Source organism: Paenibacillus sp. J31R98 (assembly GCF_056269245.1).
The window spans coordinates 737,663-750,989 of record NZ_JBWDNO010000001.1 but is presented as its reverse complement, the minus strand read 5'-3'; the positions used below and the strand labels follow the sequence as shown (position 1 = coordinate 750,989).

Sequence of the window (13,327 nt, the reverse complement as noted above, 5' to 3'; positions counted from 1 at the left end):
ATCGCCTCTTTACCGTTCATTCAATCATTATTTGGCGAACCATCGTATCCATAATGCGGCTAACTCCGTTTGACCAGTTCGGATCCTCTGCATATTCCGTATTCAACCATAAGAATGCATCTTTATCCGCAGGACGATCTGCACTAATGCGGTTAATCGTCTTGCATGCGATTCTCGCCGATTCTGCTATCGTTGTATTAAACTCTTGCCAGCTATGGAACACGTTAAACGGATTATTCGCGATTTCGCGGGCATTCTTCGAGGTTTTGGGTACAAAAGCTTGCTCCTGCCCTGTGATGGCAAACAGCAGCAGCGGATGAATATTGTTCGCCTTTGCCGCACTTAGTATGGCACTTAAGTAAGGTTCTTCTGCAAGCAGCGATGATTTCTTCTGCAGAAATTGGACGAGCTTCGGTCGGTCGACCTCGATATAACGAAGCTCCTTCGGGAGACCGGCTTGCAGCTGCTTGGTTTCAGGCTGCTTGGCCTTATTCTCTACTGTCATTACCTTCTTCGGCTTAGCCTCAGAATCGGATAACGGCAGTGAATATGAAGCATACCCTATAATTGCAGCGCCAAGCAGCACCGCCATCATTAGAAATTGGCGGGATTGGCCCCTCAACCATGTACTTGCCGGGTAGGCATTCGGTAACTCGATTACTTCTGCAAGCAATCCGCGATTCTCAGCTCTAACGCCTGCTACACCAATAACTGCATCCCATGCCTCCAAAGCAAGCGAAGGATGGCTAATAATATGCTTGGCCTCATCGACAACGCCACGGAATACGTCGCGTTCGAGCTTCACGCCAAGACTCCGCTCCGTCCAATGCTGAAGAGCCTCAATAAGCCCCGGTTCGTCCTCGAACGAAATAGACATACAGGCTGCGAATATATGCTTCTCTTGAATCGGCGGCAATTGTTTGCCAGCTGCAATGCTTCTTAAGAGTTCCGTGCTAATCTGGCGTTTGTACTTGTCCGGGAAGTCCGGCAGTTGCCGCTGTACAATGCGCTGCATCGCGTCAGCGACGATCTCTGCACGCCGCCCACTTGGCAGGTCGCCATACTTATGCTGAACATAATGGCGGATATTATGAATCTCTGTCCGTGTGAGCACACCTGCAGCTAGTCCTGTCACGGGGCTATCTCCTCCTGATCGCAGCACTACAATCAGGTACATTTTACCACAATCCGCTAGCGTTAAGAGAGTGCTAGTTTTGCGATTTGACCTTGAATATCTTCACTTTCTATAAATGCGCGAATCTGTTCCTTCTCATCTGAGGTAAACTGAAACTCGCAATCGCAATCCTCGTCTAATGGAACAATCTGAGCAATTGCACCGCTCAGCGTACAGATGACATAAATCGACATATCCATCAAGCCTTCTGGCACTGGCGTCTCCTCAGCGACTTCTGCGCGCAATACAATGTCAATCCACTGATGATCGCGGCGCTCTAACCGCGGCTTAAATGCAACAAATCGAAGCTGTGTTATCGTATCCGATCCGTATTGAATCATGTCTTTATTTGCCCCCTCTTCATCTATTCGCCTAACGAAAGAAAAAGCGCCCGAAGGCGCTTTTGTTATTTAGCTAAAGCTTATGGCAGCATTGTTGTTCCCATCAAGTAACGATCCACTTCACGAGCAGCTTCGCGGCCTTCGTTGATTGCCCAAACAACCAAGCTTTGTCCACGGCGCATGTCGCCTGCAGCGAATACTTTATCTACACTTGTCTTGTATTGACCATATGCCGCTTTCACGTTCGAACGGCGGTCTGTTTCAAGACCAAGCTTCTGAACCAATGTTTGCTCAGGTCCGTCGAAGCCAACAGCAATCATAACGAGATCAGCAGGCCACACTTTCTCTGTACCTGGAATTTCAGTATAAATTCTGCGGCCAGTCTCATCAACAGTACGCTCGATTTGAACCGTGTGCAGCTCTTTCAGGTTGCCATTCTCATCGCCTACGAATTTCTTCGTCAGCACGGAGAATGCACGAGGATCAGAACCGTAAAGGGCTTTCGCCTCTTCTTGCGCGTAATCAAGCGTGTACACGTTCGGGAATTGCGGCCAAGGGTTCTTCTCGTTATCGCGAGTGAGAGGAGCTTTGCCTACTGTACCGAATTGTGTAACCGACTTGCAGCCGTGACGAAGCGCTGTCGCTACGCAGTCAGTACCTGTGTCGCCGCCGCCGATCACGATGACGTCTTTATCTTTTGCCGAGATGTAGTTGCCGTCTTCCAGATTCGAATCCAGGTAGCTCTTAATCGTGCCATTCAAGTAGTCCATCGCAAGATGAACGCCATTCAGTTCACGTCCTGGAATATCGACTTCACGAGCTTTCGTTGCGCCGCCGCAAAGAACGATGGCGTCGAACTCGTTCATCAATTGTTCTGCTGGTACGTTGCCGCCGACTTCAGCATTCGTTACGAAGTTAACGCCTTCCGCTTCCATCAGGTCCACGCGGCGCTGAACGACTTTCTTATCCAGCTTCATCGTTGGGATACCGTATGTGAGCAAGCCGCCAATGCGGTCCGCACGCTCATATACCGTTACTGTGTGACCAGCCTTGTTCAGCTGTGCCGCGGCAGCCATACCAGCAGGACCGGAGCCAACAACTGCAACTTTCTTGCCTGTGCGCATAAGCGGCGGCTGTGGTACAACCCAGCCTTCCTCGAAGCCTTTGTCGATGATCGACTGTTCGATTGTCTTAATTGTAACCGCATCGCCGATCAGTCCGATTGTACACGAGCCTTCGCACGGAGCCGGGCAAACACGACCTGTAAACTCAGGGAAATTGTTTGTCTTATGCAAACGATCCAACGCTTCGCGCCATAGACCGCGGTAGATCAAGTTATTCCATTCCGGAATGAGGTTATTCACTGGACAGCCGGAAGCTCCGCCCGCCAATTCCATGCCTGTATGACAATAAGGCGTTCCGCAATCCATACAGCGCGCGCCTTGGGTTCTCAATTGATCATCGCTAAAGTGTTTATGAAATTCTTCCCAATCCTTAATCCGTTCAAGCGGATCGCGGTCTGCCGGCAGCTCGCGTTTGTAGTCCATAAATCCAGTAGGTGTAGACATGATTGCTTTTCCTCCATCCATTTTCCCATTCCGAATGTTCACAATATCTCTCTAAAACTATATCGGGAATCAGTCTATTATTCAATATCAAACTTTCCCATTATAAACCTGATAAACTATTTGTAATATCGTAGCAAGCAGGCTCATCACTATAAATGGATTTTCCGTACAATCATTTGCACTTTCTCACCTATTGTACGTCATTTCCAATTTGAGGAACCCGACACCTGCTAATTTCTTACATAAGTGACGACCTCGAAGTCATAGGCATTCTTCTCATCTTTCGCATAAGGCTCTCGACTCTTAACAGACCACTCACCAAGGTCAAAATCAGGGAAATGCGCATCGCCTTCAACTTCCGCATCCACCTCGGTCAGCAGCAGCTTGTCTGCATATGGAAGAAACTGCTTATAAATCTCCGTCCCGCCTATAATCATAAGCTCATCGGAATCCGCCTCGCCTGCACCGTATTTTGCAATGGCCTCTTCAACCGAGTGAACAACTTCACAGCCCTCTGGCGCAAAGTCATGACTCCGCGTCAAGATGACATTTCGGCGTTTCGGGAGCGGACGTGCTCCGAAGGATTCAAACGTTTTGCGGCCCATAACGACCGTATGTCCAAGGGTTGAACGGCGAAAATGCGCCATCTCAGCCGGCAAATGCCAAGGCATGCCATTGTTAACGCCAATCACTCTACCCCGAGCCATTGCAGCGATCATCGTAATTGTCATGTTTGAATTCCGGCTCCTTAAATCGCGACTTCCGCTTTGATCGTCGGATGATGTTGATAGTCTGCAATTTCGAAATCATCATATTGATAATCGAAGATCGAGTCCGGCTTCCTTTTTATATGAAGCGTCGGCAGCGGGAGAGGCTCACGCGTCAGCTGCAGCTCAACTTGTTCGATATGATTACTGTAAATATGAACATCCGCGCCTGAATAAATGAATTCGCCGACTTCCAAATCGCACTGCTGTGCAATCATATGCGTCAGAAGCGCATACTGTGCAATGTTGAACGGCAGCCCAAGAAAAGTATCCGATGAACGCATCGTCAGCATACAGGACAACTTGCCATTCGCAACATAGAACTGGAATACAAAGTGACATGGAGGCAGCTTCATATTATCAATCTCAGCCACGTTCCACGCGCTTACAATATGGCGACGGGAATCCGGATTACGTTTGATGGAATCGACAACAGCTGCGATCTGATCAATCTTACGGCCATCAGGCGTCTCCCAAGCTCGCCATTGCGAGCCATACACAGGCCCAAGGTCGCCGTTCTCGTCCGCCCATTCATTCCAAATCCGTACTCCGTTCTCCTGCAGGTAACCTACATTCGTTTCACCTTTCAAGAACCAGAGCAGCTCGTGGATAATGGATTTCACATGTATTCGCTTCGTCGTAACGAGAGGAAAGCCTTTGCTTAAATCGAACCGAAGCTGGCGCCCGAATACGGACTTCGTTCCGGTCCCGGTCCGGTCTTCTTTCTCTACACCGTTCTCCAGCACATCGCGAAGCAAGTCTAAATAAGCTCTCACTTGCAGTCATTCCCCTTCCTCTTAACGATACCTATCCCAAGATTATACCATTTATTTGCCCTTTTGTCTGTCCTGTTTTCGCTGCATTCTTAGATCATATCGATCAGGCGCAGACGCATGGAGCTGCTTCTCTTCTTCGGTCTCAGGTACGATGGTTGGGACTCTGGTCGGCTTCCCATTCTCATCAAGCGCTACAAAGGTGAAAAATGCAGTGACTGCCGTTTTCCGCTCGCCCGTATATACATTCTCCGTCTGAACTTTAACGTAGATTTCCATCGAGCTCTTATGGGTCCACGTAACGAATGCTTCGACGTCAATCATGTCGCCAACCTTTATCGGCGCAACAAAATCAAGGCTGTCCGTCGATGCCGTCACGACAGGTCCGCGTGCATGACGCATGCTTGCAATCGCTGCGATTTTGTCCATGTACTCCATGACCTTACCGCCGAACATCGTACCATGATAATTCGTATCAAGCGGGAAAATAAGCTGCATCATCGTCGATCTGGATTCGCTTGTTAATTTGCTGCCTGTTTCAGTTGACATTGCTAGGTGCACCACCTTGCTGAGGGATGAGAAGAATTATCAAATCGTCATCTATGTAGAAAAGAGGCCCGCTGCAGTAAGCTGCGGCGTGACCTCTTCTCGTATCAAGTGAAACTGGATTATTTGGAGATTGCGTGGATCGGATGACCAAGAGCAACTTCCGCTGCGTCAAGCACGATCTCGCCAAGCGTTGGGTGAGCATGAATCGTCAGGGCGATATCTTCAAGCGTTGCGCCCATTTCGATAGCTAGGCCAAGCTCCGAAATCATGTTGGAAGCTTCGATACCCGCGATTTGCGCGCCAAGCACAAGGCCGTTATCCGCGTCAGCAATGATCTTCACGAAGCCTTCGTTCACGCCGAGGGACAGTGCGCGTCCGTTGATGTTGAACGGGAATTTGCCCACTTTCACGTTGTAGCCTTTCTCCTTCGCTTCCTTCTCGCTGTAGCCTACGCTCGAGAGCTCAGGATCGGAGAAGACAACAAGCGGAATGCACTTGTAGTCGATCTTGCTTGGTTGTCCAGCAATCGCCTCAGCAGCTACGCGGCCTTCGTACATTGCTTTGTGCGCAAGCGCAGGGCCTGCAACGATGTCGCCGATTGCATAGATGTGCGGAATGCTGGTACGGCATTGCTCATCAACTTCAACCATGCCACGATCCGTCATTTTCACGCCGATCATATCAAGGCCAAGCTCACCGTCCGTGTTTGGACGACGGCCAACCGTTACGAGCAGGTAGTCAGCAGTAACTGTCTTATCTTCGCCGTTAACTGTGTATGTTACAGTTACGTCGTTGTCAGTTTGAGCTGCGCTCTTCGCTTGTGCGCCTGTAACGATTTCCGCTTTGGAGCCCTTCAGCTTCTTCGCAACAAGTGCAGACATGTCGCTGTCGAAGCCTGGGAGAATCGAATCGGAGCCTTCGATTACAGTAACCTTCGTGCCGAAGCGAGCGTACATTTGGCCAAGCTCTACGCCGATGTAGCCGCCGCCGATAACAACGAGGCTCTTCGGAATTTCCGGCAGGCTAAGCGCTTCTGTCGAAGACACGATGCGCCCGCTGTAAGGGAATGCTTTGAGCTCGATTGGCCGGGAGCCAGTTGCGATAATGCAGTTCTTGAAGCGGTAACGAGGTGCTTCTTGTTCATTGAATACACGAGCTTCGTTCTCGTTAATGAACATCACTTCGCCGCTGAAGAATTGGATCTTGTTTGCTTTAAGCAGGGCGCCAACGCCGCCAGTCAATTTCTTAACGACGCCGTTCTTGAACTCCTGCACTTTGCTCCATTCCACTTTCACATCGGATGCTGTGATACCGAAGGAAGAAGCGTGGCCAATGGATTCATATTGGTGCGACGCGGAAATGAGCGCCTTGGAAGGGATGCAGCCTACGTTCAAGCACACACCGCCAACATATTGTTTATCTACAACGAGCACGCTTTGACCAAGCTGTGCGGCACGAATTGCTGCCACATAGCCGCCTGGGCCAGCGCCGATAACGAGCAAATCAATATCTAGAGAAGCGTCTCCTACTACCATCGTTTTAGACCTCCATTACAAGTAATTGCGGATCAGCAAGCAGCTGTTTAATGTAGTTCATGAAGTTTTGAGCTGTTGCGCCGTCGATGAGACGGTGGTCAAAACTTAGGGAAAGTGCCATTACGGAAGCAGGGACAATCGCGCCATTCTTCACAACCGGCTTCTCGGAAATACGGCCAGTACCCAGAATTGCAACTTCAGGGAAGTTGATTACCGGAGTAAAGAACATACCGCCTGCGGAACCGATGTTCGTAATGCTAATCGTGCTGCCTCTCATCTCAGCTGGCGTCAACTTGCCATCGCGGCCGCGTGTCGCCAAGTCTTTGATTGCGTCAGCAACCATCCAAACATTCTTGCGATCAGCATCGTGGATAACCGGAACGATCAAGCCGTTGTCCGTATCTGTAGCGATACCGATGTTGTAGTACTTCTTGTAGACGATTTCTTGTTTCTCTTCATCAAGCATCGCGTTCATAACCGGGAACTGACGGCATGCAGCTACGAGTGCTTTCACGATGAATGGCAGGTAAGTCAGCTTAACGCCTTTCTTCTCTGCTAGAGGCTTCGCTTTCGTACGAAGCTCAACAAGCGCCGTTACATCGACTTCGTCCATGATTGTAACGTGAGGAGCTGTATACACCGACTTCACCATTGCGTTCGCAATCGCTTTGCGGATGCCTTTGAACGGCACGCGCTCTTCTACGCGATCGCCCACAACAACTTGTGCAGCCGCTGCTGGAGCGCTAGCTGCTTTCGCTTCGCCCGCTGCAGGTGCTTCAACCGCTGCGCCTGCCGCTGCAAGAGCCGCTGCGCCGCCGCCCGCTGCGAATGCGTTGATATCTTCGCGAGTGATGCGGCCATTCTTGCCCGATCCCGCAACTGCCCTGATATCTACGCTTTTCTCACGAGCGTATTTGCGCACGCTTGGTGTAGCAAGCACAAGACCGCCTGCTGCTTTCGCAGGAGCTGGCGCTGCTGCCGGAGCTGCAGGTGCCGCTGGAGCTGCTGCTTGTACTGGCGCAGGTGCCGCAGCCGGAGCTGCTGCCGCCGGTGCTGGAGCTGCCGGTGCTGCATTGCTGTGGCTGTCGCCGGCAGGTGCCGCTTGCTCAGGCAATTCGCCTTCCGCGTCGATAATCGCAACGATATCGCCGACGTGGCATACTTGACCGTCCTTAACAAGCACTTCAAGCACCTTGCCGTTTACAGGACAAGGAACTTCTACGATCGCCTTGTCGTTCTGCACTTCCATGATAATATCTTCATCCGTTACCGTAGCACCCGGCGTAATGTGCATTTTGACGATTTCGCCTTCATGCAGACCTTCGCCGAGCTCCGGGAAACGATATTCGAATTTTGCCACGTTCCGTGACCTCCTTCACAACCTGATGTCTATGATTAAAAGTTCATCACTTGATTAACAGCCTTCACAATCCGTGCCGGATTAGGCAGCCAAGCGTCTTCAACTTGCGCGAACGGATAAACCGTATCAGGACCAGCTACGCGGAGTACTGGCGCTTCCAGGTGAAGAATCGCGTGCTCGTTAATTTGAGCAATGATTTCTGCTGCTGCACCGGACGTTTTTTGTGCTTCTTGCACAACGATCGCACGGTTTGTTTTCTTAATCGAAGCTACGATTGTGTCGATATCGAGCGGAAGCAATGTACGAAGGTCGATAACCTCAGCCTTCACGCCGCTTTTCTCGAGCTCTTCAGCTGCTTTAACCGCAGTGTGAACCATCAGGCCGTAAGCGATGATTGTCACATCGGAACCTTCACGAACCACGTTCGCTTTGCCGATCTCGACTGTGTACGCCTCTTCAGGCACATCTTGACGGAATGCATGATACAAGTTCAAGTGCTCCATGAAGAATACAGGGTCATTGTCGCGGATTGCCGCAACGAGCAGACCTTTCGCATCGTACGGGTTGGAAGGCACGATTACTTTGATACCTGGCGTTTGGATAGCCAAGCCTTCGAGCGAATCCGTGTGCAGCTCAGCCGCTTTAACGCCGCCGCCGAAAGGCGTACGGAATACGATTGGCGAGTTGTAACGGCCGCCGGAGCGGTAACGCATACGAGCTGCTTGGATAAACATTTGGTCCATCGCTTCGTAGATGAAGCCGACGAATTGAATTTCCGCTACGGGACGGAAGCCTTGAAGCCCCATACCTACTGCCATACCTGCGATTGCAGATTCAGCAAGCGGTGTATCAAATACGCGATCTTCGCCGAATTCTCCTTGAAGTCCTTCAGTCGCACGGAATACGCCGCCGACCTTACCAACATCTTCACCGAAGACGTACACGTTCGGGTCATTCTTCAGCTCCACGCGCATTGCATCGCGGATCGCTTCTTTCATATTCATTTGAGCCATTGTCGCGAGTTCCTCCTTAGCTTGCTTCTGTTATCATCCCATTATTGAAAATCGGCTTTTTGCGCTTCCAGGTGTGCCGGTGTATGTTCGAACATGGAGTCGATCAAGCCGTTCACTGTCATTTTTTCGGTTTGCTCTGCTTTCTTGATGTGCTCGTTTACAGTCGCTTTCGCTTCTTCTTTCACACGAGCTGTATCTTCTTCAGTCCACAGACCTTTCTTCTCGAGGAACTTCGCGAAACGAGTGATCGGATCTTTCAACGCCCACTCTGCTTCTTCGTCCTTCGTACGGTACTTCGATGTGTCATCCGCCATGGAGTGCGGACGGAAACGGTATGTCAGCATTTCGATCAGCGTCGCGCCTTCGCCGTTACGGCCGCGCTCTGCTGCTTCTTGAACGGCTTTGATGACAGCAAGAACGTCCATGCCGTCGATTTGAATGCCGCGGATACCCGCTGCTACTGCTTTATGTGCGACGGACAATGCGCCAGTTTGCTTCGCGTATGGCGTTGTGATCGCATAGCCGTTATTTTGTACAACATAAATAACTGGGAGCTTAAATACGCCGGCAAAGTTCATGCCTTCGTAGAAATCGCCCTCGGAGGAACCGCCGTCACCTGTATAAGTGATTGCTACGCGCTTCTCGTTCTTCTTCTTGAACGCCATTGCAACGCCTGTTGCGTGCAGAATCTGTGCGCCGATGATGATTTGCGGCATCAATACGTGCACATCTTCAGGAATTTGACCGCCGTGCTGATGACCGCGGGAATATAGGAATGCTTGGTAGAGCGGAAGACCGTGCCATACGATTTGTGGCATATCACGGTAGCCCGGGCAGACGAAGTCATCTTTATTCAGCGCGTACTCGCTGCCGACCATGGATGCTTCTTGACCGGATACAGGAGCATAGAAGCCAAGGCGTCCTTGTCTTCCCAAATTAACTGCACGCTCATCCCATGTGCGTGTGAAAACCATACGATACATAATTTCTTTCAATTGCTCATCCGACAAATTCGGCATCATCGCCTCATTGACGATTTCTCCCTCGGGCGACAGAACGGAAAGTGGAGTGACAGGCTCCGTCTGAACTTCGTAAGGCAGCTTGCTCATATTGTTCACCTCAGTTGAATATTTGAAAAAACGAGTATCTCTGTTATAGAATGATTATAAACCTGTTTAACCGAAATGGTCAAAGCATAAAACAGTATAAACCGTTGTATTTTGCAACATTTCATCTATCATCCTGCTAAATTGTATATGTAACAGAACTATCAATGCACTAGTACAGGATAATACAACAGGGGTAGAACAGGAAACACTTGTAAAAACTACACAGAACCGCCTCCCTTTTGTTTACCCACAACACGTACAAACCATGCAAGGACAAAGGAGTTTTATTCATGACTGATGAGCGTTATTTGAAAAGGACGATTGTGAAGGATGTTATTCCCAGTCGGTATTTGCCGGAAGGTGAGAGAAATCTACGGATTTATTTGCCGCCGGGCTATAACGAGTTGCTCAGCTACCCTGTTGTCTACTGTCAGGACGGTGAACAATTCTTTAACTTCGGTCGGATTGCAACAACGGCGAACCAGCTCATTCTCGATGAAGGGATCGAGCCGTTTATTATTGTTGGCGTCGAAGTCGATCTCGCGCACCGCACGTCAGAATATGCGCCTAATGGCGATCGCCACAGCGGCTATGTAGCGTTCTTCGGCGACGAACTCATTCCATATATCGAGTCCAGATATCCGGCTAGACGCGAGAAGAGCGCTCGTATTCTTGCTGGCGATTCACTAGGTGGAACAGTCAGCCTTCACATCGCCCTCTCCTATCCGGATTTGTTCGATCAAGTTATTTCCTTGTCAGGTGCCTTTTATCCCGCGTCGCGGGCAATTGCGGAGGCTGCTGCTGATTTAAGCCAGTTATCGCTATTCATGATCGTAGGCTTGCAAGAAACGGCGTTTAAGTCCGACAGCGGCAAAATCTATGATTTCGTAGCTATTAACCGCGAGATGAAAGCGATTCTAGAGAGCAAAGGAGCCCGCATCTCATACAGCGAGCACAATGGGGATCATGTGTGGGGTTTCTGGCAGCAGCACATCCCGGATGCGCTTCGCACTTTTTTGCATGAAGAGGCTTAGACCCAATAAACAGAAAGAAGACCGTACTCCTAACATTTCAAGGAATACGGTCTTCTTGTCTTTTATATAAATTCGCGTTGCTCCGCACCGATTCGTTCGATTAGCTTCGCGCAGCCTTCGGATACCAGTCCATATACCTCGTCGAAATTACCTGTGTAATAAGGGTCCGGCACGTCATCGCCCGTCTTCTCCGGCAGCAGATCCATGAACTTGAACACCTTCGCATGACCATCCGACTTATTGCCGAACAGCTGGCGCACATCGCGCTCATTGTTGCTGTCCATGCAGATAATATAGTCAAACGACTGATAATCCTGGATGAGCACCTGTCTGGCACGCATGCCCGAATACGAGATGCCGTATTCGTCTAGCAGCTTCCTCGTGCCTTCGTGAGGCGGCTTGCCGAGATGCCAATCGCCCGTTCCGGCCGAATCGACCGAAATACGATCCTCCAATTGCTGTTCCTTCAATTGATGCCGAAATACGGCTTCCGCCATCGGCGAGCGGCAAATGTTGCCGAGACATACAAACAATACGTTAATCATTTTGCTTCCTTTCGACTTGCTCTTGATTTGCAGCGGCGGCTCTCTTCTCATCGGTATGAACCGATTGAGCCAGCGCATATTTCAATGACCGGCGCGGCAAGCGCCAGCCATAATGAACGGACAGCATGCGGAAAATAATAACGACCACGAACAAGATCAACAGCTGCGCCGGCGTATGGAACCATCCCAGGCTGATGACAGCGCCTGCCGCCATTGCCCACACGGCGTAGATTTCGTCCCGCAGCACGAGCGGCTTCCGCCCAGCCAGAACGTCTCGAATCATACCGCCGCCGATACCCGTCAGCATCGCAGCAACCATGACTGCGCTCAGCGGATACTTACCCGCCGCGTACAGTGCTCCTTGGATGGCAAACGCCGATAATCCGATCGCATCGAAGAACGCTTCGCTCTTCTTCCACGTCTTGAGCCACCTGACGGGCAGAATAAACGCGATTGTCATCGCAACGACCGCTGTCTTCAGCAGCATGCCCTGTGTCCAAATCGTCGGGATCGGTACGCCAATGAGCAGATTACGAATAACGCCTCCGCCAAAAGCTGTAACTAATCCCAGCACATACACGCCCAAAATATCATACTCTTCTTCCATCGCAACGATGGCTCCACTCACGGCAAACGCTATCGTCCCTATAATGCTGAATACCGTGAAAATATCCATGTCCATCTGAATATTCATCTCATGATGCCCCCGCGTGTCTCCCCGATTCATAATAATCCTTACTCATTGTAGCCGCGGTCTTCATATTCTTCAAGCATTACCTTCATTCATTATGACCGAATCTAAGCTAGTCAACGCACGGCAATCAGAAGTATACTGGCTAAAGCGAAAATCACTGCGACGCAAATCATATACCGAAGGGCTGGCAGATGGAGCAAATGGAACCTACACGTATCGTTATTTTTACCGGTGGCCGACTGGGTAGTTGGGCGTTCGATCTCATAGAGGACGGCGATCTGCTGATCGGTGCAGACGCAGGTGCGCTATTCCTAGCGGAGAACGGGTATAAGCCCAATATCTCGCTTGGCGATTTCGATTCGGTGACGCCTGAGCAGCTTGCTTTCATCCGCGAGATGAGCCGTGAAACGCATGATTACGACCCGATCGATAAAGATTACACCGATACGGAGCTTGCTTGGCGTCTCGCGTTGTCCCGGAATCCACAGCATATCGTTATGGTTGGCGCTCTCGGAACCCGCTTCGATCATTCGCTTGCAAATGTACATTTGCTTCGGATGGCGCAGCAGCAAGGAATTTCTGCCGCAATTATAGACGAGAATAATTGCATTCAGCTTGCATCAGCAGGGACAATTAACCTCATTAACAAAGGTTACACTTACATCTCGCTCCTGCCTTTGACCGAACGAGTGACAGGCATTACGCTGACTGGATTCCAGTATCCGCTTCATGATGCAACGCTTGAGATCGGACAGTCTCTCGGAATCAGTAACAAGCTGCTTGGAGGGCAAGGTTCGATTGTGCTGAGAGAAGGATTGTTGCTTGTGATTGAGAGCCGCGACTAGAGCGTATTAATAGAAACAGC

The 13,327-nt window shown here is 50.3% G+C and carries 14 protein-coding genes; 2 read left to right on the top strand and 12 right to left on the bottom strand.

Translation table 11 applies throughout. The features are described 5' to 3' along the window. Nucleotides 1-16: 16 nt before the first annotated feature. The 10 genes from AC0YNX_RS03415 to pdhA form a co-directional block, all read right to left on the bottom strand. Complete coding sequence (locus tag AC0YNX_RS03415; RefSeq protein WP_475814227.1) at nucleotides 17-1,135, bottom strand: hypothetical protein; 1,119 nt, start codon at nucleotides 1,133-1,135, stop codon at nucleotides 17-19. A 62-nt stretch (nucleotides 1,136-1,197) separates the two neighbouring features. Further along, a complete protein-coding gene (locus AC0YNX_RS03410; protein ID WP_475814226.1) occupies nucleotides 1,198-1,515 on the bottom strand; it encodes a hypothetical protein in 318 nt (105 codons plus the stop codon). 80 nt (nucleotides 1,516-1,595) lie between these two features. Further along, on the bottom strand, nucleotides 1,596-3,083 hold the full coding sequence (locus tag AC0YNX_RS03405) for a glutamate synthase subunit beta (RefSeq protein ID WP_475814225.1): 1,488 nt from the start codon (nucleotides 3,081-3,083) through the stop codon (nucleotides 1,596-1,598). A 230-nt stretch (nucleotides 3,084-3,313) separates the two neighbouring features. Next, a complete protein-coding gene (locus AC0YNX_RS03400; RefSeq protein WP_475814224.1) occupies nucleotides 3,314-3,814 on the bottom strand; it encodes a dihydrofolate reductase in 501 nt (166 codons plus the stop codon). Nucleotides 3,815-3,831: 17 nt separating this feature from the next. Then, entirely contained in the window at nucleotides 3,832-4,626 is a 795-nt protein-coding gene (locus AC0YNX_RS03395) for a thymidylate synthase (RefSeq protein WP_475814223.1), read from the bottom strand. Between the two features lie 51 nt (nucleotides 4,627-4,677). Further along, nucleotides 4,678-5,172, bottom strand: coding sequence for an acyl-CoA thioesterase (locus AC0YNX_RS03390; RefSeq protein WP_475814222.1), 495 nt, complete (start codon nucleotides 5,170-5,172; stop codon nucleotides 4,678-4,680). A gap of 119 nt (nucleotides 5,173-5,291) precedes the next feature. Then, nucleotides 5,292-6,707 carry a dihydrolipoyl dehydrogenase gene (lpdA, locus tag AC0YNX_RS03385; protein WP_475814221.1) on the bottom strand — a complete coding sequence of 472 codons (1,416 nt, stop codon included), beginning with the start codon at nucleotides 6,705-6,707 and terminating at the stop codon, nucleotides 5,292-5,294. 4 nt (nucleotides 6,708-6,711) lie between these two features. Then, nucleotides 6,712-8,067, bottom strand: coding sequence for a dihydrolipoamide acetyltransferase family protein (locus AC0YNX_RS03380; protein ID WP_475814220.1), 1,356 nt, complete (start codon nucleotides 8,065-8,067; stop codon nucleotides 6,712-6,714). Between the two features lie 35 nt (nucleotides 8,068-8,102). Then, a complete protein-coding gene (locus tag AC0YNX_RS03375; RefSeq protein ID WP_475814219.1) occupies nucleotides 8,103-9,080 on the bottom strand; it encodes an alpha-ketoacid dehydrogenase subunit beta in 978 nt (325 codons plus the stop codon). Nucleotides 9,081-9,121: 41 nt separating this feature from the next. Beyond that, nucleotides 9,122-10,189: a pyruvate dehydrogenase (acetyl-transferring) E1 component subunit alpha gene (pdhA, locus tag AC0YNX_RS03370; protein WP_475814218.1), complete on the bottom strand. Its 1,068-nt coding sequence runs from the start codon at nucleotides 10,187-10,189 to the stop codon at nucleotides 9,122-9,124. A 290-nt stretch (nucleotides 10,190-10,479) separates the two neighbouring features. Here pdhA and AC0YNX_RS03365 point away from each other — a divergent pair, with 290 nt between their 5' ends. Then, nucleotides 10,480-11,223, top strand: a complete 744-nt coding sequence (locus tag AC0YNX_RS03365) for an alpha/beta hydrolase (protein WP_475814217.1) — start codon at nucleotides 10,480-10,482, stop codon at nucleotides 11,221-11,223. Between the two features lie 62 nt (nucleotides 11,224-11,285). Here AC0YNX_RS03365 and AC0YNX_RS03360 read toward each other — a convergent pair whose 3' ends face one another. Together AC0YNX_RS03360 and AC0YNX_RS03355 are read right to left on the bottom strand one after the other, a co-directional pair. Further along, on the bottom strand, nucleotides 11,286-11,768 hold the full coding sequence (locus tag AC0YNX_RS03360; protein ID WP_475814216.1) for a low molecular weight protein-tyrosine-phosphatase: 483 nt from the start codon (nucleotides 11,766-11,768) through the stop codon (nucleotides 11,286-11,288). After that, nucleotides 11,761-12,444, bottom strand: a complete 684-nt coding sequence (locus AC0YNX_RS03355; protein WP_475815172.1) for a trimeric intracellular cation channel family protein — start codon at nucleotides 12,442-12,444, stop codon at nucleotides 11,761-11,763. The genes AC0YNX_RS03360 and AC0YNX_RS03355 overlap by 8 nt, the downstream gene beginning before the upstream one ends. 218 nt (nucleotides 12,445-12,662) lie before the next feature. Here AC0YNX_RS03355 and AC0YNX_RS03350 point away from each other — a divergent pair, with 218 nt between their 5' ends. After that, a complete protein-coding gene (locus tag AC0YNX_RS03350; protein ID WP_475814215.1) occupies nucleotides 12,663-13,307 on the top strand; it encodes a thiamine diphosphokinase in 645 nt (214 codons plus the stop codon). Nucleotides 13,308-13,327 lie beyond the last annotated feature (20 nt).